The following is a 24,385-nucleotide window of genomic DNA, read 5'->3' as shown; positions in this document are numbered from 1 at the left end:
TTTAAACCAAACATTTATTTTGACAAAATTGTTAAACTGAATTATTGATGGTATTTATCGAAAACCGTAATCGGATTTGTCGATTTAGTAAAAAGATGAAGTTAAAAAGGTTATGTTATTTCTTATGGATGTACCGCGAAAGTTTGATCCCCAGGTCGGTCCAAAGGATTTTGGCGTGCGCGTTTCTTTCAAGATGGTAGTCGGCTTCGGAGATTTCCTCCAGTATCGCTTCGATATTTGCACCGCTTATGTAGTTTGAGAATGATTCCCATTTAAATCCGCCGGTCTCAATTTTTTTATAAACCAGCCCGGTATTTCCATAATTCTGAAGTAGCGCCAGGCGAAACATCTCCGCACAGTATTCCAGGAAACTCTTTTGCTTTTCACGGTTCAGAGAAGCAATGTTGCGGCCCCATAGTACAATGTTTTTCAGGAATTCCGGTTTCTTTTTCACCTGAAACGCGTCGCGGACCCATTGTATAAAAAGCTGTTCGAATTCGGATTCGGAATTTTCGGCAAGAGCAGTCTTCTGCGCCAAGTTCCAGTTACCCTGCGCCTGGAAAACCGTTTCTTTCAGTTTTTCTTCAGTGAGCGAAAATTTCTGCCGAAGCGACTTTTCTATAGCTTCATCAGTAATCCGCGGGACTTCAACAAGCTGCGTTCGGCTAAGGATCGTGGGCAAAATAGTGTCGGCACTTTCTGCCAGTAAAAGTATCAAAGTGTCTTTAGGCGGTTCTTCCAGAAATTTCAGAAATTTATTGGCGGCCGAAATATTCATTTTCTCCGCCTGCCACATGATCAGAATTTTGCTTCCGCCCTCGAAACTTTTCAAAGAAAATTTCTTGTTAAGCTCATCCATCTCATCCGCGTAAATCGTAAGCTGCTTATTTTCTGAGGAAAGGAGTTTGGTCCAGTCGTCACTGTTAGCGTATGGATTTGCCAGAACCATGTCCCGGAAATCGGTTTGAAAAGGTTGCGAAGTTGCTTTGTCTTTTACTTTAAAAACAGGAAAAGTAAAATGAAGATCCAGGTGGTTCAGTGTTTCTACTTTCGAAGATGAAAACTCGTTCTCTGCGCGCAATACCTCTTTTGCAAATGCCAATGCCAACGGCAGCGTTCCGTAACCCGCTTTCCCTACGAAAAGTTGGGCATGCCCTACCCTGTTTTCGGTGATGCTGTTTTTGAGTAAATTTTTAAGTTTTTCCTGGCCGGTGATCTGTTCCCAATTCATTTTTCAAAGATAATAATTTAGTTTGAGCAGAATTTTCGACTGTGGGTTATTGAGCTTTCTTTTTTTTTGTGAAAATCACTAGTTAAAGTCCATTTTTTTAATTTTAAAAAAAGTCTCCATCAAAATAAATTCAGCATTCAATAATCTATTAAACCGCGATCTTCCCTTAACAAACTTTAACCAAAGTAAATTTTTCCAGTTCAGTAATATTTAAGATATTTGCGCATTATTTTTAAAAATAAAGAATGAAAAGATTTTTTGTATTGCCTTTCCTTGCGGCCGGCTATTTTCTGCAGGCACAGTCGATTGGTAATTCTCCTTATGCCGCCTTTGGAATCGGTGATGTGAAGTATGACAACACGACCGATGTGAATGCAATGGGTGGTATTTCTACCGCATATATTTGGGATTTCAACAATAATTTTAACTTCAGCAATCCCGCTGCGAATAAAAATCTGGAGCTTACCACTATAAAACTGGAGGGAACAAACGAAAATAATTTTTTCAAATCCAATTTCGATAATTCGAATATCACCAAGCATTCCACTTACCTCTCGAATATTGCAATCGCTTTCCCGCTTTCGCCGAAAGTTAAATTTGGTCTGGGTTATCAGCCTTACAGTTCCAAAAAATATTCGGTCCTAAAAAATGAAACACTTTCAGACGGAACACAGAAAGGGGAATCTTTTCGCGGTGAAGGGACGTTGAATACCGTGCAGGCGGCAGTTTCTTATCAGATCTCGCCGGAATTTGCATTAGGATTAAGAAGTAATTTCTACTTCGGAAATCTGTATGATATTAATGAGCTCACTTATTCAAATGCCGAACTCATCAATGGATACGAGACCAAAAATAAGATCAAGACTTTCAATTTCACGCTGGGAACTGCTTACCAAAAAGTGGTAAACACCGATAAAAAGCTCACTTTAGGTGCGACCTACACATTCGGTAATACCGGGCAGATGGAAACCGCGTACACCAACAGCACCTATTTTTATACCACCGGTGAAACCAAGAACAACATCAGCATCATCGATGAGAAAATAAGTGAGGATAAGAATCTTATACCAATGGAGTTTTCTTTGGGTGCCGGTTATGGTAAAGATTCCAAATGGTTTTTGGGTACGCAGGTAGATTATAAAAAAGGCGAAACGATTCAGTTTTTAGGCCAGCCATTCGCCAATCAGGACTCTTACAGAATTGCTGCAGGTGGTTGGATCTTGCCAAATTATAACAATTTCCGAAGCTATTTCTCCAGGGTTACTTACCGCTATGGCGCTTACTACGAGAAAGGAAACCTTTCCTTAAACGGAACCGATATCAATAAATTTGCGGTCACCGGAGGTGTAACACTGCCATTCGAGAACCGAAGTGTGAACCGTATGAGCGGAATCGATATTGGTGTGGAACTTGGTAAGAGAGGAACTGTAGACAACAATATGGTTCGCCAGAACTTTATAAACCTGCGGATTGGAATTAATTTTGCCGACAAATGGTTTATGAAACGTCTTTATGATTAAGAGATGAATCTTTACAGAAAAATATTCTATAAAAATATAGCCGCCCTCGTGGGATGTGCTATATTTTTTGCTTTGAATTCCTGTGAAGAAGATCTTACCCAAATCGATAAAAACAGGAATACAAATTTTCCCTCGCAAGTCATCAACAATGCCACCATCGTGCAGCGCGATTCCGGTATTGTAAAACTCCGCGCCACAGCGCCGCTTATCGAGAAGTATGAGTATATCGATTCGCCTTACATCGAAGCTAAAAAAGGAATTCACATCCTTTTTTATGACAAGAAAAAACCGGATTTGCCCGGAAAGATCGACGCAAAATACGCTAAATATAACGAGAAGAAACAGTTTTACGAAGCGAAGGGAAATGTAAAGATCATCACCAACGAAAACCAAATGTTTGCCATGCAGTCCATTTACTGGGATCAGGTAAAACGTGTGATCTACACGAGCGACACTGTGTTTGTGACCGATAAAGACGGTTCTACGCTCGTGGGCGCAAAAGGGATGAAGGCTAAAGATGATTTTTCCGAATACACCTTTTACGACAATTCGGGCGACATTAATGCAAAAAAAATTCCCGAAAAAGGGCGCTGATTTTTGTAAATTCGGTAAAATATTTTTTTATGGAGTTCCAGGCGATTGGCCTCATGTCGGGCACCAGTCTTGATGGGCTGGATATCTGTTTTGCAAGATTTAAAAAGGACAGGTCCTGGACTTTTGAGATTTTGTGTGCCGAGACAATTCCCTATTCTCAACATTGGGATATAAAGCTTCGGAATGCAGTTTTTTTGAAAGCCGAAGAGCTGCTTGCACTAAATTCGGAGTACGGTTTTTATCTGGGAAACAAAGTCAAAGAATTTATCGGCAGAAATGCCCTTGGCAATGTCGATTTGATCGCTTCTCACGGGCATACGGTTTTTCATCAGCCGCAAAAAAAATTTACTTTACAGATCGGTGACGGCCGTGCGATACACATCATCAATGAAATTCCTGTAATTTACGATTTCCGGAGTGCCGATGTTTTGCGCGGCGGCAATGGTGCGCCGTTGGTTCCGATTGGCGATGAACTCCTGTTTTCCGAATTTGATGCATGTCTGAATCTCGGCGGCTTTTCAAATATTTCCTTTAAAGAAAATGGTCGGCGAATCGCTTTTGACATCTGTCCGGTGAATATTGTGCTCAACGATTTTGCAAAGAAACTGGGGCATGATTTTGATGAAAATGGTGCTTTGGCGAAAAGCGGCATGGTTAATGAAAATATTTTGGCAGAGCTAAATACGCTTTCTTTTTACGGCGAAAATCCCCCTAAATCTTTGGGTATTGAATGGGTTAACGCAAATGTTTTTCCTTTATTAAAGGAGGATACGCCGCAGAACATTCTGGCGACATTTACAGAACATGCGGCAGAACAAATTGCCGAAACCTTTAACAAAAATAAAATCAGGAAGGTCTTATTCACGGGCGGTGGAACTTATAATTCCTGGCTTCTGGAAAGAATAAAGAGTAAAACCAACGCAGAAACAGTCATACCTGATGCGCGGATAATCGATTTCAAAGAAGCATTGATCTTCGCATTTATGGGCGTTTTGCGTTTCAATAATGAAATTAATATATTGTCTTCGGCCACAGGAAGCACGGCAGATCACTGTGCCGGAATCCTGATTTAGGAATTTAAAAAAAATACATTTATGCAGATAGATATCAGAAACTTAGCCCTCAGCGATTACGATGAACTGAAGGAAACCATGCAGAAAGCATATCCTACCATGTCGGAAAATATCTGGTCTAAGAAGAGCATTCAGAAACTTATCAAGATCTTTCCCGACGGGCAGATCTGCATCACCGTAGATGATAAGATCGCAGCGGTTTGTCTTTCGCTGAAAGTGCAGTACGAGCTTTTTGGCGATGATCACACGTATAAGGAAATTACAGGGAATTACACCTTTAACACCCATTCAGAAACGGGAAACGTGTTATATGGAATTGAAATTTTTGTAGATCCGGAATTCCGTGAACTTCGGCTCGCGCGACGCCTTTACGATGCGCGTAAGGAACTGTGCGAAAAACTGAACCTTAAATCAATCATCGTTGGCGGCAGGATTCCACATTATCATCTGCACAGCGCAGAACTTTCGCCGCGCGAATACATTCAGCAGGTGCGAAAAAAAGAGATTTATGATCCGGTTCTAAGTTTTCAGCTGGCGAATAATTTTTTGCCCGTTCGTGTGTTGAAAAACTATCTTCCCGAAGATCTGCATTCCGAAGAAAACGCGGTGCTTTTGCAGTGGAATAACATTTATTACAGCAAAAAGCCAAACACCATGCAGGATTCAGTTATCCGGTTGGGTTTGGTGCAATGGCAGATGCGCCATTTCAAAGATATCGACGCGTTTTTCGAGCAGGTTGAATTTTTCGTGAATGTGATGGCAGATTACAAGTCAAATTCATCATGTTTCCCGAGTTTTTCAATACTCCGCTTTTAGCTCCTTTTAATGATCTTTCGGAGCGTGAAAGTATGTTTAAGCTCGCCGAACTGACCGAGGAAATTAAAGTGCGCCTTTCCCAGCTGGCCATCAGTTATAACATCAATATTATCGGCGGAAGCATGCCGTTTGCCGATACCGAAAAGGATGATCTGTACAACATCAGTTATCTGCTTCACCGCGACGGTAAGATCGATGAGCACCGAAAGATTCACATTACACCAAATGAGAAAAAATTCTACGGAATGAAAGGTGGAAATGAAATAAAAGTCATCGATACCGACTGCGGAAAAGTGGGTTTGGTGATCTGTTATGATGTTGAATTCCCGGAATTGCCGCGGATCCTCGCAGATCAGGGCATGAAAATTTTATTTGTTCCTTACTTGACCGACACGCAGAATGCGTATATGAGAGTTCGCCACTGTGCTGCGGCGCGCGCAATTGAAAACGAGTGTTATGTGGCTATTGCAGGCTGTGTGGGAAATCTTCCGGGAGTAAATAACATGGATATTCAGTACGGTCAGGCAGCGGTTTTTACACCTTCTGATTTTGCATTCCCGTCGAATGCGGTAAAAGGTGAAGCCACACCGAATACGGAAACTACATTAATTGTAGATGTTGATCTTAATTTACTGAAAGAACTTCATCATTACGGAGCCGTAAGAACGATGACCGACAGAAGGAAAGATCTGTACGACACCGTAAACCATAACAGCGAGACGGAATGATATCGCTGACAATTCTTTAAAAATATTAAGTAACTTTACTGAACGGCGACCGATGATGCGCTGATTACTAATAAAAACCGGAAGTTATGCTTTATCCCTTAATGGCGCTCGGCTTTACCGTTCTCTTCGTTCTTTATCTATTATATCTTTTGCTTATTAAAAAAGATGTGCAAAAGGCCCGGTCGGTTTTATTTCCCGGATTATTTTTCATTGCAATATGGGTAATACTGTACCTGCTTGTCCTGAGATAAATATATTTTTTAAAAGGTCGTGTTTTCAAAGATGGCACAAGGTTTGCGACATTTAGGTCTAATTATAAAACTGTATCAAAATGAACATTAAATTTCTTTTACCAGCTGTCGCACTTTCATTAACTCTGGCTTCATGTTCCAAAGAGAAGACCGAAACAACTGCTATGGATTCCTCTGTAGACAGTATGGCGATGCCGGCGCAGGACTCCACCATAGTTGCCGCTCCCGAAGCTGACACTATGCAAACCGGTAATACTTTCAATTATGTAAGTAATGACGGTAAAACCAAATTTACACTTACGCACGACGCCGCGAACGGGACAGTAGTTGTAAAAAACGAAACCGACGGTAAAACATATAATATGAAACAGGAAGTTTCAGGAAGCGGAGAAAAATATGTGGATGAAAACGGCTACTATTTCATAGGCCATCAGGGAGAGTTTTATTTTGGGAAAGACGATAAAGATCTTGTTACTGGAAAAAGACAATAATGATCCATTGAAAAAATAGGAAAGGCTGCTAATTTTGGCAGCCTTTATTTTTTTGTATTTTTAAGTTCTCCATCTGAAGACTTTTTCTTTAGCATAAAAAAACCGGTTTTTAAACATAAACCGGTTTTATTGATTCTTTAAGTTTCATAAAACTCTTTTTTAATTACAGTTTAAAGTCGACTTTTACATTGAAAAACCGCCCGGTCAGCCGTACAGGAACCGGGTAATTATAACCGGTAGATACATCATTTACCCATTGGTTCGCCACCGTATTACTGATGTTGAATGCATTGAAGATCTGCACGCCTAAGGTAAGTTCCCGGAAATTTCCCCAGAATCCACCATTTACTTTATTGTCTTTCTGATCGATGAACACTTTTGAAAGTCCAATGTCCACTCTTTTATACGATGGTAAAGTCTTCTGGTATTTGTAAGGTGCTTCAAAATCCGGTTTGCCTGCTGTATCTAAGGAAATTGGTGTTCCGGAAGGTAATCCGTTTGCAAAAACCAAAGTAAGATTTACACGCATCGAGGGGAACTTCGGCATATAATCCTGGTAAAACATCGAAAATCTGAAACGCGGATCTGTAGGTCGCGAAATATAGCCGCGGTCATCAATATTTTCTTTTACTCTTGCATAGCTGGCCGAAATCCAGGAATCCACTCCCGGCACAAATTCACCGAAAAGCCGCGTATCCACACCATAAGCGTAACCCTGTGAATTATTCTGACCGGAATAGCGAATCCGTACATTATCAAGATAGTAGGGAATCAGATTGTCCATCTTTTTGTAATACAATTCGGTTGTAAGTTTAAACGGCCGGTCAACCATCCTGAATTCATAATCGTTGGCAAAAATGATCTGCATGGATCTCTGGGAAATTATATTTGGATTAAAGTTGCCGTCCAGATCTTTAATTTCTTTATAAAAAGGTGCCTGATAATAAATTCCGCCGGAAAGTTTGAAGAGCATATCCATATCCCAGTTCGGCTTTACCGCAACCTGGGCACGTGGTGAAATGATGGTCTCGTCGTTAAAATCCCAATGAGAAGCGCGGATCCCTGCATTTACAAAAACACGGTTGTCGCCCCAGTAGAATTTTTTCGAATACTGGGCGTAACCCGAAAGTCTTGTCGGCTGTATGTGGTTTGCACCCGCAATATTAAAACGCAAACGAAGTTGGGAAGCATCCAGCGTTCCGGGGTTTACAAAGTCGCGCGGTGTGCTGTAACCCAATGAATCTACGAGCTGCCATTCGTTGGTATTGTCCTGCAGGTCTTCTTTTTCGAACTTTAAGCCCACTTCAAAATCGGTATTTACGTCGGGTGAAAATTTGGTTTTAAGTTGGGCGCCATAGGTTTTTACCAAAAGGTCATTTCGTGCGTGATCGATCTGTCCGCCCACATCATAGGAAGTAATCGGCTCACCGGTCACAGGATCGAAAGTCTGCAGCATGTACGCCGAAGCTATGGTATAATATTCTTTTTCACGGTTTTGGTAGGCGAAACTGTCCAGTGTAAATTTCCATTTATCATTTGGTTTATAGTTGACCGTCGCCGTACCCATCATATTTTTGTACTTATCATCTTCTTTACCGTCGTAGAAAACGCTCAACTTCAAAGGAGTAAGAACAGAACCAAATTCCACTTCCTTTACTTTCGGAATCATTTCATAATCATTCTTGCTCCAGTAACCGATGAAGGAAATATCCCATTTATCGTTGAACTTGTAATTCAGGTAAGACTGAAAATCAATGTACTGCGGATTGAAATCGGTATCTTCATTTAATGTGTTCAGAACCAGATTGGTATTTCGGTATCTGCCGGAAATAATTCCTGTGAATTTTTTATTTTTTGAAGCAAATCCTGTCGACAGGCGGGCGCCGATCAAACTCGCCTCACCCGAAAGTTCAAATTTCGTGGGCTGGCGGTAATAAATATTTAAGGCCGAAGACATTTTATCGCCGTATTTCGCTTCAAAACCACCGGCAGAAAAGTTGATGGCCTGTACCATGTCGGGGTTAATGATGCTCAGTCCTTCCTGAAGGGAATTTCTGATCAGAAACGGCCGGTAAATCTCAATATCATTAATGTAAATCAGATTTTCATCATAATTCCCACCGCGTACCATGTATTGTGAGGAAAGTTCGGCATTTGAATTTACCGAAGGCAAAGTTTTCAACAGCCCTTCGACACCGCCCGAAAGTGAGGCGACCTGCTGCGCTTCTTTGGTTGAAATTTCCATCGATGTAAGGTCGGTGACTTTGGGTTTCCCTTTTTTCTGAAATACCACTTCCTGGATCTGGGTTTCGCGCTGTACATTCACGAACAGCACATTTACGTTCTGTACCTTGGGTGCGGGTTTTATGTTCTTGGTAAAACCCCGGAAATTCTCCTTTTCCACGCTCAGCCGCTGTTCCGAATCTGCAAGCGGGACCTTTACAAAACCTTTGTCATCAGTGGTAAAATTTTCGTTATTGTAAGAAACATTTGCCTGTGCAACGGGATTGCCGTCTTCATCCAACACTTTAAGGTTAATCTGCGAAAATGCCAGTGCCGGCACGAACGCCAGGAGTAGAAGTAGTTTTTTCAAGGCTTGTAGTTTAGTTTTTAAAGATAATAAAAAATCAAAGAATCGCTTCGCGCACGCGGGATAATTTCTGGAGCAGGTCATCGAGTTTGTCGAGCTGCAGCATGTTTGCTCCGTCGGAAAGTGCGCAGGCGGGATTTGGATGCGTCTCGATGAAAAGTCCATCTGCACCCACAGCGATACCGGCTTTGGCAATGGTTTCTATAAGGTCGGGTCTGCCGCCCGTAACGCCTGAACTCTGGTTCGGCTGCTGAAGCGAATGTGTAACATCCAGGATCACCGGCGCGTACTTTTGCATGGTGGGAATCCCCCGGAAATCTACAACCAAATCGGTGTAACCAAAAGAATTCCCTCTTTCGATGATCGCTGTTTTTGGATTTCCGGAATCTGTTACTTTCTGAACCGCAAACTGCATGGATTCAGGAGAAAGGAACTGCCCTTTTTTCAAACTTACACATTTTCCGGTTTTTGCCGCCGCAATCAGCAGGTCAGTCTGGCGAACCAAAAATGCCGGGATCTGCAGCACATCCACATATTGTGCGGCCAGGGCAGCGTGCTCATTTTCATGAATATCGGTCGTAGTCGGAATGTTGAAGGTCTCTCCTACTTTTTTCAAAATTTCCAGCGATTTCTCTTCGCCGATGGTTGTAAAGGAATCCACACGGCTGCGGTTGGCTTTCTTGAAACTGCCTTTGAAGATATAGGGAATATTGTATTTGTTGGTCAGTTCCACCACTTTTTCTGCGATTCGCAGCGCCATTTCTTCGCCTTCGATGATGCAGGGTCCGGCGATGAGAAAGAAGTTTTTGGAATCTTTGTGGTGTATGGTTTCTAAGTATTGAATCATTTATATTTCTATTTAAAAAAGTTCTGAAGACCAACAAAAATACAATTTTTCTGTTTAAAGTTTCAGGCCGGGCTTTTTCGAAAGTCTACCATAAAAAAACATAAAAAAAAACGGACATGGGTCCGTTCTGTTCAGGTGAATTTCAGAATTTATTTATAATCTTTTCTAAAGTATTAATGTTTCGGGAAGTGAGTTTATCCTTTAAATTTTTCCTGCCCAGTACTTTTCCAAAGTCGGAGTCCAGGGTTTTTCCCTTTACAATTTTCCAGTAGAAGGTGCCGTTAACAATATGTGATTCTTCGCCTTCAGATTTTTCTGATTTTCTAAATTCTTCGGACAAAATATTTTCAATGCCTTCGCTTCCAATAAAAATATAGATGTGAAAATCGGTATTCTTTTGAAATGGATTGTGTGTATAAATATTTTTTATTTCTTCTTCAGTTTTTAAAAAGAGAAAAGCGTCATAATTAAAATGATCTGAAAGTGATTTTTGCAATAGCGGATTGAGTTCCGGCGCTTTCAAAGTTGAAGAAAAAATAATATTCCCCGTGGCTAAAACCGAAGTGACCTGCTCCATCCCATTTTGCGTAAAAATCCTGCAGACTTCCGCCATTTTCATGGTCGTGCCTTTTACATTCACGCCACGAAGAAAAGCACAGTACTTCGATTTCAATTTTTTGTAATTTTTATGCGATGGCTTCCCGTAAAATCACTCATCTATTGAGTAGCTTTCATAATTGCGTTGGTGATCTGATCCTGTTTTTCCTGGGAATACGTAGAATCATAAGGTTCCATCACATCAAACAAATACGTGTAAAATGGCGTTATCTTCTGTACGTTTTCCGACTGGTCCATTGCTTTTTCCCTGCCCATGATCTGCAGGTCCTTTACAAAATTGTGGAAGCGCTTATCAACCGGTTCTATGGATTTCACCAGATAATCATAGCCTTTATTTTTCTGGCCAATCTTATTGTACGCATCGGAAACGGCGCCAACAACCAACGAATATTCCAGCGGTTTTGTCCGCATCTGCCGGCCTACAAACCTCTGTTCATCTGGCGAGAGGCTGTAATAGTAGTCGTACTCGCTGAAGATTCCTTTTTTGAGTTGCTCGGCAAGATCCAGGCCTTTTTTCTCCTGTCCGGAAACTATATATCCGTATACCATTGAACTCAAAGAGCGCGGATCATTGTATTTTGCGACCGGAATTTCCCGGGAAGCAAGGTCCAGCATCTCGATAGCTTTCTTTTTCTCACCAGCCAGTGAAAGTGCTTCGGCAGCACGGCTTGCGGAACTTCGGTAACTCACGATATTTTGAGTGCAGGTTTCATCGAAATGTACTTTCAGGTCTTTGAAATTTCCCCAACGGTAATTCTTCACAATATTGTAAAGTGAATTGGCATCTACCCTTCCCATTTCGCCATCTTCACGTTCCGGCGTTTTTATTGGGACCAAACGGTAACTGAATCCATCGAACTGAAGATACTCGCCCAGGTAGAAAATATTTTCCGGATCATAAATTCCGCCGGTTGAAAAGTTAATTGGCCTTTTCCAGTCGAAATTTGAGAGGATGTCCAGCAATATGAGGTTATTCTTGAACATGCTGTTGCTCTTATAGTTCAGCGTAATATGGTCTACGGTCTGCGGCAGATCTTTGGCCTGGATGATTCCGGATTTTACGGCGTTTGCTTTATTAACAGGTAAAATGAATTTGGAAACCGGCAGAAAGTTGAACTTTTCATATTTATCTTCACCGAAAAGCATTTTCAGGATCTGGTCTTTATCATCGGATTTTGTTTTGATAAAATTTACAGCTTCTTTTAAGGTCATTGAATCCTGCGTGAGGAATTTTCGGAAGCCTGCAAACGTGGTTTCGGGTGCGCCCTGATCTTTCATATTGGCGAATACATTTTCCCAGTCGCCTTTAGACATCAGGAAAATCTGGTCGTTGCTGCCATCCCGGTAATCCTCATGGGTCAGGACAGAAGGTACAGGCATAGAATTATAGGTCCGCCTTTTAACCTGATCAATATTCCACGGAGTGGAAAGCAAAGTAAAATTCACCACTTTCACATCATCCCGCATTCCCGATGTTTCCTGCATTCCCCAAATCGGATAGGTGTCATTATCACCATAAACAAATAGGATATCGTTTTTCGGCAGGGATTTTAGAGTAGAATAAGCATAATCATATGCGGTATACCGCCCGCTTCTGTCGTGAACATTGTAATTCTGAAAGCCCATCATTAGCGGAACACCCAGCAGAACAATGCCGGCCACAATATTCGCCGTGTCCGATTTTACTTTCTGCTGCAAATACCAGAGTACTGCCGCCGCGCCAAGGCCAATCCAAATTGCAAACGCGTAGAAAGAGCCGACCATTGCATAATCTCTTTCACGGACTTCAAATGGTTTCACGCCCGTATAAAACACGATGCCGACACTTGTAATTACAAATAAAGAAAGTATGGCATAAAACCGGCCGAAATCTCTGTTAAGCTGAAAGAAAAAGCCAATTATCCCCAGAAGCAGAGGCAGGAAGAAAAAGGCAACCGTACTTTCATTTTTAAATTTTGAAGGCATCTTATCCTGATCTCCAAGCATGTAATTATCGATAAATGGAATTCCGGAAATCCAGTTTCCTTTTGTATTTTCCATAGAACCCTCCAGATCATTCTGGCGGCCCACAAAGTTCCACATCAGATAGCGCACAAAATAATATCCGTTCTGAAAGGTGAAAAAATAGTTAAGATTCTGCGCCAGCGACGGTCTTTGAACATGAATTAAATTATAAGGTTTAACTTTCAGGTAATCCTCCGCTTTAATGGTGCCCTCGTCATATTTCTGGCGCAGCTCATCGAAGATTTTCTTGGCTTCCGGGCTGTTGGCTACGTCTTCATTATCATAATTAAAGGAAAAATCCGGCGCGCCGTACATTGAGATATAGTTTGACATTACACTTTTGTCTTCGCTGAACATACGCGGCATAAAACTCACGTGCTCTTTGCTGAAAACATAATTAAAGCGGTCGCCTACGCGTCGGTAGGTTTTGGTATTTTCGTCTTTTTCGTAAACGTCGCCAGTTTTTTCAGTTTTGTAACTGCCGTCATCATTTTTTTGAATTCCGTTTGCATCCAGATATGCGGTATAGTTTTGTCCGTAAGAAGTGGGCCAGTCGCCGTACTGCTCACGGTTATAATAATCGAGCATACCGATCGCGGTATCCGGATCATTAAGGTTCATCGGCGGATTGGCATTTGCACGGATCGGAATCACCATCCAGCATGAAAAACCGATGATCATATAGATGACCGAAAGCGCAATGGTCTGGTAAATTTTCTTCGTGGATTTTCTGGCATACTTCAGTGCAAAATAGCAGAGCGCAATCAGAATTAAAAAGGCGATGATCGTTCCTGAATGGAAAGGCAGACCAATACCGTTAACTGCAAAGATTTCCATTTTGCCGAACATGGTCATGATAAAAGGGAAAATACCCTTAAATACAATTCCTAAAATAAGGAGTGTAATGAGGTTAGCCCAGAGGAAACTCTTCCAGCTGAACTCATAATTTCTCGCATAATATATAAGACAGACTGCCGGGATTACAAGCATACACATCATGTGCACTCCCACAGACAAACCAGTAACGAAAAAAATCAAGATGATCCAGCGTTCGTTATCAAGGTCGTGGTATTCATTCTCCCATTTGGTGATGAGCCACAGTAAAAGCGCAATGAACATACTTGCCATGGAATACACTTCTCCTTCCACAGCAGAAAACCAGAATGTATCTGAAAATGTGAAACACAGCGCACCGACCACGCCTGCAAATAATACAGGAATTTCCTGGTGGCGCGTGATCTCGTCGAAATTTTTATTTAAGAGCCTTCGGACTAAGTGAGTGATCGTCCAGAAAAGGAAAAGTATGGTCAGCGCACTGAAAAGCGCAGACATAGCGTTGATGACGACCGAATAATTTTCACCGTTGCCAAAAGCAAACATCGCCGCTACCGCACCTACGAGCTGAAACAGCGCTGCGCCGGGAGCATGTGTAACTTCCAGTTTTACCGCTGAGGAAATATATTCGCCACAATCCCAGAAACTGAAATTAGGTTCAATTGTAGAGAGGTAAGTAAAAAAGGCGATCACGAAGACCACCCAGCCCAAAAGGGTATTCCACTGTTTAAAAGACCAGTTTTTCATAGTTAATTTTCAATGTTGCGAAAATAAGAATTTTCAGTAAGTATAGGCCGATTTTAACGAACTTTAAATTTGCACTCCCCCAGCATTATTCATAAATTCACAATATTTCAGCAGATTTTTAAAAGTTAGATAAGTGAAATAAATCATAAATATGGGTATAAATTTCAGCGTTATTTATTTTTTAGTATTTTTGCAGACGGTTTTACAAGAGAAAATGAAGAACAATGACTAATGTTTACGACAACATTCTGGGGTTAGTTGGTAACACACCTTTAGTTAAATTAAATAAAGTTACCGAAGAAATTCCCGCGACGGTTTATGCCAAATTAGAATGTTATAATCCCGGCCATTCCACGAAAGACCGTATAGCAGTGCATATTATAGAAGCTGCAGAAAGAAAAGGGCTTTTGAAACCCGGCTCTACTGTAGTAGAAACTACCTCCGGAAATACAGGATTTTCCATCGCGATGGTCTGTATCATCAAAGGTTATAAATGTGTGCTCGCAGTAAGCGACAAAACCAAAAAGGAAAAAATTGCCTACCTCAAAGCACTTGGTGCAACGGTTTATATTTGCCCCGCCAATGTGCCTGCTGATGATCCCCGCTCCTACTACGAAGTGGCAAAAAGGGTCGCTTCGGAAATTCCCGATTCATTATATATCAATCAGTATTTTAACGAACTTAATATTGATGCGCACTACCAGACCACCGGTCCGGAACTTTGGGCGCAGACAAAAGGAAAGATTACGCATTTGATAGCGTGTACAGGCACCGGAGGAACTCTTTCGGGTTCTGCGAAATTCTTAAAGGAAAAAAATCCTGATATTAAGGTGATTGGTGTAGATGCGTCTGGATCTATATTAAAGGGTTTCCATGAAACGGGTACGATCCATAAAGAAGATATTCACCCCTATCAGATCGAAGGCATGGGCAAAAACCTTATTCCTTCCGCGCTTCTCTTTGATAAAGTAGATGAGTTTGTGCGTGTCAATGATGAGATGTCTGCCTACCGAACCCGTGAGATTGCCTTAAAGGAAGCGATCATGGGTGGCTATACAACCGGTGCGGTGGTACAGGGACTTTTGCAATATGCCAACTCTCATGAGGTTTCTGCAGAAGATGTGGTAGTGGCGATTTTTCCCGATCACGGTTCACGTTATATCACCAAAGTTTACAGTGATGAGTGGATGTCACAACAGGGTTTTGTAAATAACTGCGTGCACAATTACGACAGCGTTTTCAAAACCGAATATATCAAGTAATACACAACATTTCCATACCGATAATTTACCCTTGTCTTGTACGATATAAGGGTATTTTTACTTGATTTTTTGTTAACTTTGCAACTTAGTACAATTCTAAAAAATCAAATAATATATGACTGATATTTTTGACCGTCTTCGGGAGAATCCCGGTCCTCTGGGGCAATTTGCAGATTACGCTGAAGGATATTTTGTTTTCCCGAAACTCGAAGGTCCAATCGGTCCGCGCATGAAGTTCCAGGGAAGAGAAGTGATCTTCTGGAGTGCCAATGACTATCTTGGCTTATGCAACCACCCCGAAGTTCTGGAAACCGACGCCAAAGCTGCCGCACAGTACGGAATGTTTTACCCAATGGGTGCGCGAGCCATGTCCGGCGAAACAGAACAGCACCAGCAATTGGAGAGAGAACTTGCAGAATTTGTAAATAAAGAAGCAGCCTACCTTTTAAATTTCGGTTACCAGGGAATGGTTTCCACGATCGATGCCCTTGTGGGCCGCCATGATGTAATTGTTTATGACTCAGATTCTCACGCCTGCATCGTAGATGGCGTGCGTCTGCACATGGGCAAAAGTTTTACCTACAAGCACAACGATATTGAAAGCCTTGAAAAAAACCTGGTGCGCGCTACAAAAGTTGCACAGGAACAGGGCGGTGGGATTTTGGTGATTACCGAAGGTGTTTTCGGTATGCGTGGTATGCAGGGAAAACTGAAAGAAATCTGTGAATTGAAATCCAGGTTTAATTTCAGACTTTTGGTTGATGATGCACACGGATTTGGAACTTTGGGAAAAACCGGCGCTGGTGCTGGTGAAGAACAGGGTTGCCAGGATCAGATCGATGTTTACTTTTCAACTTTTGCAAAATCAATGGCTGGTTTTGGCGCATTTATCGCGGCCGATGCGGATATCATCAGAATACTTAAATACAATTTGCGCTCACAGGTTTTTGCAAAATCATTAACAATGCCAATGGTGATCGGTGGCTTGAAAAGGCTTGATCTTTTACGTTCGCGCCCCGAAATTAAGGCCAAACTTTGGGAGAATGTACACAAACTTCAGAACGGCCTTAAGGAACGAGGTTTTAACTTAGGAAATTCCAATACCTGCGTAACACCCGTGATGATGGAAGGCTCTACGGTAGAGGCTACATTGCTGTCTCAAGACCTGCGCGAAAATTTCGGCATTTTTACATCGGTGGTTATTTATCCGGTAATTCCGAAAGGAATGATTCTTTTGCGCCTGATTCCTACAGCTTCACATACCGATGCGGAGATCAACGAGACACTTGCTGCCTTTGAAGCGATCCACGAGAAACTGGTTTCCGGATTCTACAAAGAACAGGAGCAAAAGCTGCTTGAAGAAAAAAATCTTCAGTTCAAATCGTCTTAGAATTTTTCAACAAAATATTTTATATAAACCGTTTGAAGAATTCGAACGGTTTTTTTTAACTCTTAATATTTAATTTCATGGATCAGATCATAATAACGAAGCAGGATTTCTCGCGTATTCACAAAGCAATCTCGGCAGCCAAAGCCAGCAACCGCATTAAAAAAGAAGAAGCCGAAAAACTTTTAAATGAACTGCATCATGCCAAGGTCGTACCGTCGGAAGAAGTACCCAAAGATGTGGTCACCATGAACAGTATTGTTAAGATCCATTTCCAGAATAACAAAACTGTGGTTCAGTTTCAGTTGGTTTATCCCGACCTTGCCAATATCAAGGAGCATAAAATATCTATTTTTTCTTCGGTAGCTGCCGCACTGATCGGTTACCGCGTGGGCGATGAGATCGATTGGGTTATTCCGTCGGGTATGACCAAGATCGTGATCGATGAGATTATTTATCAGCCCGAAGCGGCCGGCGATTTCGATTTATAGTAAAAACTAAGACTGCTCAAGAAGCGGTCTTTTTTATTTAAAGGTCACGCCTGAATTTTCTACTTTTACGTAAAATAAAACGCATGGAACAGCCAGGTACATCCCTAAACAAAGTGGCACAAATTACCCTGCTTTTTTGGTTAATGAAGATTGTCGCTACAACTCTGGGCGAAACACTTGGCGATTTTATAGCGCAGACACTTGGTCTTGGTTACAGCATCGGCCTGGCAGTGACGTTTCTTTTTTTTGCAACAGCTTTATTTCTGCAACTTAATGCTAAAAAATATATTCCTGCACTTTATTGGCTTGTGATCATTGGGACTACTACATTTGGTACGGAGATATCCGATTTTATCGACCGAAGTCTGCATCTGGGTTATGCCTTGGGAAGTCTTCTGCTGGTTTCACTGCTCTCGCTGAGTCTGTATTTTTGGTTTAAGAGATTTAGGAATCTGGAAGTCTACCCTATTTTCGAAAGATCAAAGGAACTTTATTTCTGGATGGCGGTTTTGTTTTCTAACAGTTTAGGAACGGCGTTCGGTGATTTCCTTAGCGATGATATTGAGTTCAGTTATCTGACAGGCGCTGTGGTTACAGGTTTCATTATTATTGCGGTGGTTGCGCTGCATTATTTCACAAAAATAAATCACATTCTTCTGTTCTGGATCGCCTTTATATTTACGCGGCCTTTCGGTGCAACCTTCGGTGATTTCCTTACCAAACCTCTGGCTAAAGGCGGTCTGGATCTCGGAACACTCAACGCGTCTTTGGTTTCGATAGCACTTATGGTACTCCTTATTTTTCTTTCGCACCATCATTTAAAGAAGAATGAAATTACAAACGAAGTTTAAAATATCTCAGTTCGGAGATTCGGTTTCGGCTTTTGCCATTTTCATCTTGCTGAATCTTGGCTGAAGGATTTTGGCGATAATGCCCGTCCAGCCTGTCTGGTGCGAGGCTCCCACGCCGCGCCCATTGTCACCATGAAAATATTCATAAAAAAGAATATAATCCTTAAAGTCCTCATCTTCCTGGAATCTCGGGTATTGCCCGTTGAAAGGGCGTTTTCCATTTTCATCCTTTAGGAATATACGGGAGAGTCTGTCGCCAAGCTGATCAGCAATCTCGTCCAGATTTGAATATTTGCCGCTTCCTGTTGGGCACTCGACCAGAAAATCGGGACTGTAGTAAAAGAAAAACCGCTGCAGACTTTCGATGATTAGAAAATTAATGGGAAACCATATCGGTCCGCGCCAGTTGCTGTTCCCGCCGAAGAGTGAGCTGTCACTTTCGGCGGGCATATATTTCACCGTATAGCTCATATCATTGAAATCGAGCTGAAATGGATTGTCTTCATAAACCTTCGACATGGCGCGCACGCCAAATTCACCGAGAAATTCCTTTTCATCAAGCATTCTTGCCAAAAGCCTTTTCAGACGGTGGCCGCGCAATAGACTGAGCAGGTGTTTGGAATCCTGACCTTTAACTTCCCAATGTGAAACCAGGGCAGCGAGTTCCGGTTTATTTTCCAGAACCCACTCCATTCTTGCTTTAAAGAGCGGGAGCTTTTCGAGCATTTCGTCTTCTATAACCTCCACCGCAAACATTGGAATCAGTCCCACAATGGTCCGAAGTTTAAGAAACATGCTTGTTCCGGTGTCTGTAGAGATCGCGTCATAAAAAAACTCGTCTTCTTCGTCCCAAAGGGAAAATTCGTTCTCGCCCATATTATCCAGCGCGTTTGCGATGTACAGAAAATGTTCGAAAAACTTGGTGGCCATTTCTTCGTAAATGGGATTATACTGCGCAAGTTCTATTGAAATGCGCATCATATTCAGGGCGAACATCGCCATCCAGCTTGTACCGTCGGCCTGCTCCAGACTCTGGCCGTTGGGCAGCGGATCACTGCGGTCGAAAACGCCGATGTTATCCAGCCCGAGGAAACCACCCTCAAAAATGTTGTTTCCATTGATATCTTTCTTGTTCACCCACCAGGTAAAATTGAGCAGGAGTTTTTGAAAAACGGTTTCCAGAAATTTAAGATCGGGTTTGCCTTTCAAAACTTCATCAATTTTAAAAACGCGGAAAACCGCCCAGGCATGAACCGGTGGATTCACATCGGAAAAATTCCACTCGTACGCCGGAAGCTGCCCGTTCGGGTGCATGTACCAATCCAGCGTAAAAAGCTTGAGCTGCTGTTTGGCAAAATCCGGATCGATGAGCGAAAAACTTAAGGTATGAAAAGCCAGATCCCAGGTCGCATACCACGGATATTCCCATTTGTCGGGCATCGAAATAATGTCGAAATTATTCAGGTGCATCCAGTCGTAGTTACGGATATGTTTGCGGGATTGGGGCGGTTTGGGTTCAGCCGGATCACCTTTTAGCCATTTCCAGATGTTGTAGTGGTAAAACTGTTTGTTCCAAAGCATGCCGGCGAAGGCCTGACGCTGGACCAGTTTCTCATCGTCGCTTTCGATACCTTTCTGGATGTCGGTGTAGAATTCATCGGCTTCTTTCTGCCGGGTCTTAAAAATATCGCCAAAATCAGCAAAAGGCTGAGCAAAATCCTGGTCACACAGGCGAAATTCAAAAACTTTTGTACTGTGAGCGCCAACAGTTTCATCAATAAAAAAAGAAGCCTTGGTGCCTTTTTTTTCTTCATTAATGAAACTGCGTTTTCCGGTCATGATGTAATTGTTGATGCTGTCTTTGGGGAAAGGAGTTTCGTTTTTAGCGTTGAATATCCGTTCGTTATTGGTTTCATTTTCACAGAAAAATATATCCGCAGATTCTTTGGCGTAAAAGTGCTTGATGTCAACATCCTGCCGGTTTATTTTGATGTGGTTATTTTCTTCCGCCAGCAACTCCGGTTTCAGATCGTTGTAACCCCAATTCCAAGTATTGCGGAACCAAACCGTTGGCAGCAAAACCAGCGGCGCTTCGCTCGCGGATTTATTGATGACGGTAATTCTAATGAGGATATCTGTTGGCGAAGCTTTTGCATATTCTATAAAAATATCGAAATACTCATTTCCATCAAAAATTCCTGTATTGATGAGTTCGAATTCGGGATCGAGTTTGCCGCTTTCGGCATTTTTTTGAATGAGTTCTTCGTACGGAAATGCTTTTTGTGGATATTTGTACAGCATTTTCATGTAGGAATGCGTCGGCGTATTGTCGAGATAATAAAAATATTCCTTTACATCTTCACCGTGATTTCCCTGCGCATTGGTAAGACCGAAGAACCTTTCTTTCACCATTTTGTCTTTCTTATTCCACAAACCGAGAGAAAAAACGAGCAGCTGTTTGTCATCGCAGATGCCGCAAATCCCTTCTTCGCCCCAGCGGTAAGTCCGCGCTTCGGCGGTGTCGTGTGAAGTATAATTCCAGGCATCACCGTTTGCGCTGTAATCCTCACGCACCAAACCCCACTCGCGGTTACTGACGTACGGCCCCCATTTTTTCCAGGTAATGTCGGGAAGTCTTTTACTTTCTTCGGTCATGGGTGATGGGTTTTTTAGATTAAGGAAAAGTGATGATCGATCATTTATTTAAAATGTAAACTCGCGACTGCGCTGTACCTGCGCCCCGACTTGAATGGAGCTCTTTTTAACCGGCGGCTGAGCAGAGCCGAAGCCGGCGGTTAAAAAAGCGGGAATGGAAGGCGGAAATGTGCGCCCAAAAAAAGCAGTACGCGCGCAAAAAGCACCTTTAGTAAAACCGGCTTAGCCACCGGTGGAGAAACTTTCGAAAGTGGTCATTCCGCCGTCGATAAAAATACTGGCGCCGGTGATATAATCGGACATATCGCTCGCCAGGAAAACCGCAAGATTGCCGATATCTGCCGGCTGGCCAATCCTGTTGTACGGAATTAAGGTCAGCAGCGAATCCAGAGCTTCTTTGGTGTCCCAGGCTGTGGTGTTGATGGGCGTTTGTATAGCGCCCGGACAAATCGAGTTCACACGGATCCTGTCCGCACCATATTCCTGCGCCAGTGTCTGCATCAGCATTCGGATGGCTCCTTTGCTGGACGCATAATTAGCGTGACCCGCCCAGGGAATAATCTCGTGAACCGAGGAAATATGGATGATTTTTCCGCAGGCCACGGATTTTGCAGGATCGATGCCGCGGCGGAGAAACTCTTTGATCGCCTCGCGTGCGCAAAGAAACTGGCCCGTGAGATTTACGCTGATGACGGCATTCCACTGGTCAAGCGTCATTTCCATAAATTTTGCGTCTTTCTGGATCCCGGCATTATTAACCAAAATATCTATGGTTCCTAAATCCCTGATTATATCCTGAAACATTTTTACGACTTCATCTTCTTTGGAAACATCGCATTGGTAAATGATTCCTTTCCCGCCGTTACCGGAAATTTCATCCAGAACCGCTTCGGCCTGCTCTTTTGCGCCCGGAAAGGGATAATTTATAACGACGGTCGCACCGGATTCTGAGAGTGATTTTGCAATGCCGGCGCCGATACCGCTGGAAGAGCCGGTTATTAAGGCGACCTGATTTTTGAGGGAAATTTCCATAAAAAGAATGTTGTTAAATTAAAGGCGAAATGTAAGGTGATAAGTCCAGCAAAAATCCGTCCGTGACTGTGAATTCTACTCAAATTTAGGAAATCAAAAACATTTTTCTCTTTATTATTTGTTTAAATAGAAATCAGAATGCGGATTTACAGGTAATTTTCCGGCAGAATTTTTTGTGAAAAGCGTTCTGAGCCCGGTGAAAATTCATTAAAAACAAGTTTGAATACATCTTTTCTTCTTTCATTTAAAAGTTTTGAAAGGTCAAAAAAAATCCCGTTCTGGAAACCAAAACGGGACTTTTAAATATATAAAGAGAAGTTATTCTGCCAGAATAATTCCTTTATTGTTATTGAATTCGATTACTCCACTCTTTACCGCAAAAGAGAAAACGCTTTCCTTTTCATTTTCCTTAATGAAATGTCCGGCATAATTTTCAGCGATCTCATTGGTGAAAACCCTTACTTTTCCGCCGATAAGCGAAGCTACGATCGCCGCGTGATCTTTCTTGATATGGAAATCGCCATTCTTTCCGGGAAGTAAAACTGAACTCACCTCTCCTTCAAAAACTACAAATTCCGGGGTTAATATTTTTATATTCATTATTTTTTAGATAATAGATAATAGATGAACAGATAATAGATTTGACCGTGGTCTATTCGTCTACCGTCTCGGTTATGCGTTTTCTGCCAACATTTTTTCTCCGGCTTCGATCGCGTCTTCGATATTTCCTTTCAGGTTGAAAGCAGATTCCGGTAAGTGATCGAGTTCGCCATCGATGATCATGTTGAATCCTTTGATGGTATCTTTGATGTCTACCAAAGTTCCTTTCAGACCGGTGAACTGTTCTGCCACGTGGAAAGGCTGAGAAAGGAATCTCTGTACTTTTCTGGCGCGGTAAACAGATAATTTATCTTCTTCGGAAAGTTCTTCCATACCAAGAATGGCGATGATATCCTGTAAAGCTTTGTATTTCTGAAGTATTTCTTTTACTCTTTGTGCACAGTTATAATGCTCGTCACCCAAAATTTCAGGTGTAAGGATTCTGGATGTTGAAGCCAAAGGATCTACCGCCGGGTAAATACCCAGGGAAGCAATCTTTCTGTCGAGAACCGTGGTTGCATCAAGGTGGGCAAAAGTAGTTGCAGGAGCCGGATCCGTTAAGTCATCCGCAGGAACGTAGATCGCCTGAACCGATGTAATGGAACCGTTTTTAGTGGAGGTAATTCTTTCCTGCATGGCACCCATCTCAGAAGCCAAAGTCGGTTGGTAACCTACTGCAGACGGCATACGTCCCAAAAGTGCTGAAACCTCTGAACCGGCCTGTGTAAATCGGAATATGTTATCAACGAAGAATAAGATATCTCTACCCTGCCCTGTACCGTCGCCATCTCTGAAACTTTCTGCAATGGTCAGTCCGGATAAAGCTACACGTGCTCTTGCTCCTGGCGGCTCATTCATCTGTCCGAAAACGAAGGTCGCTTTGGATTCTTTCATGGCTTCCAGATCGATTTTGGAAAGATCCCAACCTCCATTTTCCATAGAGTGCATGAAATCGTCGCCATATTTAATAATGCCTGATTCGAGCATTTCTCTCAAAAGGTCATTTCCTTCTCTTGTTCTTTCACCAACACCGGCAAACACAGAAAGTCCACCGTGGCCTTTCGCGATATTGTTGATCAACTCCTGGATAAGAACTGTTTTACCAACACCTGCTCCACCGAACAAACCAATTTTACCACCTTTGGAATAAGGCTCAACCAAATCGATTACCTTAATCCCTGTGAAAAGAACTTCTGCGGAAGTCGAAAGCTGATCAAATTTTGGTGCTTCTCTGTGGATCGGCAAACCGTTTTCTTTGGAAACCTGCTGAATGCCGTCGATTGCATCACCTACAACATTAAAAAGTCTTCCGTAAACGTTCTCGCCGGTAGGCATCGTGATTTGCTGACCTTGGGAGATCACTTCCTGCCCTCTTTGCAGACCATCGGTCGCATCCATCGCGATACAACGTACTGAATCCTCGCCAATATGCTGCTCTACTTCAAGTATTACTTTGTTACCGTCAACCTTTAAGATTTCCAGTGCGTCATATATTTTCGGAAGCTGTTCTGCATCTGCGAAAACTACGTCGATTACCGGTCCGATAATTTGAGAAATTTTTCCTTTAATTTGGTTTGCCATTGCTAAATTTTTTCTGATTGCAAATATAGTGAAACTTCCCAAATCTGCAATTGCTTTAAAAAGAAGATTTTTATCATATTCCTTCTTCCGTTTTTGGGTGTTTAGAAAATAGTTGCCATCATTTTGGATTAGAATTAATGCCTTTTCAAATTCTCCTTTACTCTTTAATGATCGTCTGAGTA

Annotated in this window: 17 protein-coding genes and 1 pseudogene; 9 read left to right on the top strand and 9 right to left on the bottom strand. The window is 42.2% G+C overall.

Annotated features, from left to right (window positions below):
- Window positions 1-115: 115 nt before the first annotated feature.
- Window positions 116-1,231 carry a DNA polymerase III subunit gene (locus tag H562_RS0109320; RefSeq protein ID WP_027377259.1) on the bottom strand — a complete coding sequence of 372 codons (1,116 nt, stop codon included), beginning with the start codon at window positions 1,229-1,231 and terminating at the stop codon, window positions 116-118.
- 245 nt (window positions 1,232-1,476) lie between these two features.
- Here H562_RS0109320 and H562_RS0109315 point away from each other — a divergent pair, with 245 nt between their 5' ends.
- From H562_RS0109315 to H562_RS0109295, 5 genes and pseudogenes are all read left to right on the top strand, one after another.
- Complete coding sequence (locus H562_RS0109315; RefSeq protein ID WP_027377258.1) at window positions 1,477-2,751, top strand: hypothetical protein; 1,275 nt, start codon at window positions 1,477-1,479, stop codon at window positions 2,749-2,751.
- Between the two features lie 3 nt (window positions 2,752-2,754).
- Window positions 2,755-3,345 carry an LPS export ABC transporter periplasmic protein LptC gene (gene lptC / locus H562_RS0109310; RefSeq protein WP_027377257.1) on the top strand — a complete coding sequence of 197 codons (591 nt, stop codon included), beginning with the start codon at window positions 2,755-2,757 and terminating at the stop codon, window positions 3,343-3,345.
- Between the two features lie 29 nt (window positions 3,346-3,374).
- Window positions 3,375-4,418 carry an anhydro-N-acetylmuramic acid kinase gene (locus H562_RS0109305; RefSeq protein WP_027377256.1) on the top strand — a complete coding sequence of 348 codons (1,044 nt, stop codon included), beginning with the start codon at window positions 3,375-3,377 and terminating at the stop codon, window positions 4,416-4,418.
- A gap of 21 nt (window positions 4,419-4,439) precedes the next feature.
- Window positions 4,440-5,962 (top strand): annotated as a pseudogene (locus H562_RS14930) (nitrilase-related carbon-nitrogen hydrolase).
- Between the two features lie 331 nt (window positions 5,963-6,293).
- Window positions 6,294-6,704 (top strand): MliC family protein, encoded by a 411-nt coding sequence (locus H562_RS0109295; RefSeq protein ID WP_027377255.1) that lies wholly within the window; start codon window positions 6,294-6,296, stop codon window positions 6,702-6,704.
- Window positions 6,705-6,867: 163 nt separating this feature from the next.
- Here H562_RS0109295 and H562_RS0109290 read toward each other — a convergent pair whose 3' ends face one another.
- The 4 genes from H562_RS0109290 to H562_RS0109275 all read right to left on the bottom strand — a co-directional run bounded on the left by H562_RS0109290 (window position 6,868) and on the right by H562_RS0109275 (window position 14,344).
- Entirely contained in the window at window positions 6,868-9,039 is a 2,172-nt protein-coding gene (locus H562_RS0109290) for a TonB-dependent receptor plug domain-containing protein (RefSeq protein ID WP_027377254.1), read from the bottom strand.
- 292 nt (window positions 9,040-9,331) lie between these two features.
- Window positions 9,332-10,141 carry a 3-deoxy-8-phosphooctulonate synthase gene (gene kdsA, locus H562_RS0109285; RefSeq protein WP_027377253.1) on the bottom strand — a complete coding sequence of 270 codons (810 nt, stop codon included), beginning with the start codon at window positions 10,139-10,141 and terminating at the stop codon, window positions 9,332-9,334.
- Window positions 10,142-10,283: 142 nt separating this feature from the next.
- A complete protein-coding gene (locus H562_RS0109280; RefSeq protein ID WP_027377252.1) occupies window positions 10,284-10,814 on the bottom strand; it encodes a DUF1697 domain-containing protein in 531 nt (176 codons plus the stop codon).
- A gap of 44 nt (window positions 10,815-10,858) precedes the next feature.
- Window positions 10,859-14,344, bottom strand: a complete 3,486-nt coding sequence (locus H562_RS0109275) for a glycosyltransferase family 117 protein (protein WP_027377251.1) — start codon at window positions 14,342-14,344, stop codon at window positions 10,859-10,861.
- Window positions 14,345-14,568: 224 nt separating this feature from the next.
- Between H562_RS0109275 and H562_RS0109265 the strand changes: the two genes are divergently transcribed.
- From H562_RS0109265 to H562_RS0109250, 4 genes are all read left to right on the top strand, one after another.
- Window positions 14,569-15,606: a PLP-dependent cysteine synthase family protein gene (locus tag H562_RS0109265; RefSeq protein ID WP_027377250.1), complete on the top strand. Its 1,038-nt coding sequence runs from the start codon at window positions 14,569-14,571 to the stop codon at window positions 15,604-15,606.
- A 115-nt stretch (window positions 15,607-15,721) separates the two neighbouring features.
- The gene (locus tag H562_RS0109260; RefSeq protein ID WP_027377249.1) at window positions 15,722-16,996 is read left to right on the top strand and encodes an aminotransferase class I/II-fold pyridoxal phosphate-dependent enzyme; all 1,275 of its coding nucleotides are present in this window, start codon (window positions 15,722-15,724) and stop codon (window positions 16,994-16,996) included.
- Between the two features lie 77 nt (window positions 16,997-17,073).
- Entirely contained in the window at window positions 17,074-17,484 is a 411-nt protein-coding gene (rnk, locus tag H562_RS0109255; RefSeq protein ID WP_027377248.1) for a nucleoside diphosphate kinase regulator, read from the top strand.
- Window positions 17,485-17,567: 83 nt separating this feature from the next.
- A complete protein-coding gene (locus H562_RS0109250) occupies window positions 17,568-18,335 on the top strand; it encodes a COG4705 family protein (RefSeq protein WP_027377247.1) in 768 nt (255 codons plus the stop codon).
- A 6-nt stretch (window positions 18,336-18,341) separates the two neighbouring features.
- Here H562_RS0109250 and H562_RS14925 read toward each other — a convergent pair whose 3' ends face one another.
- From H562_RS14925 to atpD, 4 genes are all read right to left on the bottom strand, one after another.
- Window positions 18,342-20,990: an MGH1-like glycoside hydrolase domain-containing protein gene (locus H562_RS14925; protein ID WP_034691022.1), complete on the bottom strand. Its 2,649-nt coding sequence runs from the start codon at window positions 20,988-20,990 to the stop codon at window positions 18,342-18,344.
- A gap of 222 nt (window positions 20,991-21,212) precedes the next feature.
- Entirely contained in the window at window positions 21,213-22,022 is an 810-nt protein-coding gene (locus tag H562_RS0109240) for a glucose 1-dehydrogenase (RefSeq protein WP_027377246.1), read from the bottom strand.
- A gap of 318 nt (window positions 22,023-22,340) precedes the next feature.
- Entirely contained in the window at window positions 22,341-22,622 is a 282-nt protein-coding gene (locus H562_RS0109230) for a FoF1 ATP synthase subunit delta/epsilon (RefSeq protein WP_027377245.1), read from the bottom strand.
- 72 nt (window positions 22,623-22,694) lie between these two features.
- A complete protein-coding gene (gene atpD, locus H562_RS0109225) occupies window positions 22,695-24,203 on the bottom strand; it encodes a F0F1 ATP synthase subunit beta (protein ID WP_027377244.1) in 1,509 nt (502 codons plus the stop codon).
- Window positions 24,204-24,385 lie beyond the last annotated feature (182 nt).

Source organism: Kaistella palustris DSM 21579 (genome assembly GCF_000422265.1).
GTDB classification, from domain to species: domain Bacteria; phylum Bacteroidota; class Bacteroidia; order Flavobacteriales; family Weeksellaceae; genus Kaistella; species Kaistella palustris.
Note: the sequence above shows the minus strand (reverse complement) of the source record. Positions and strands in the feature narration are given on the sequence as shown.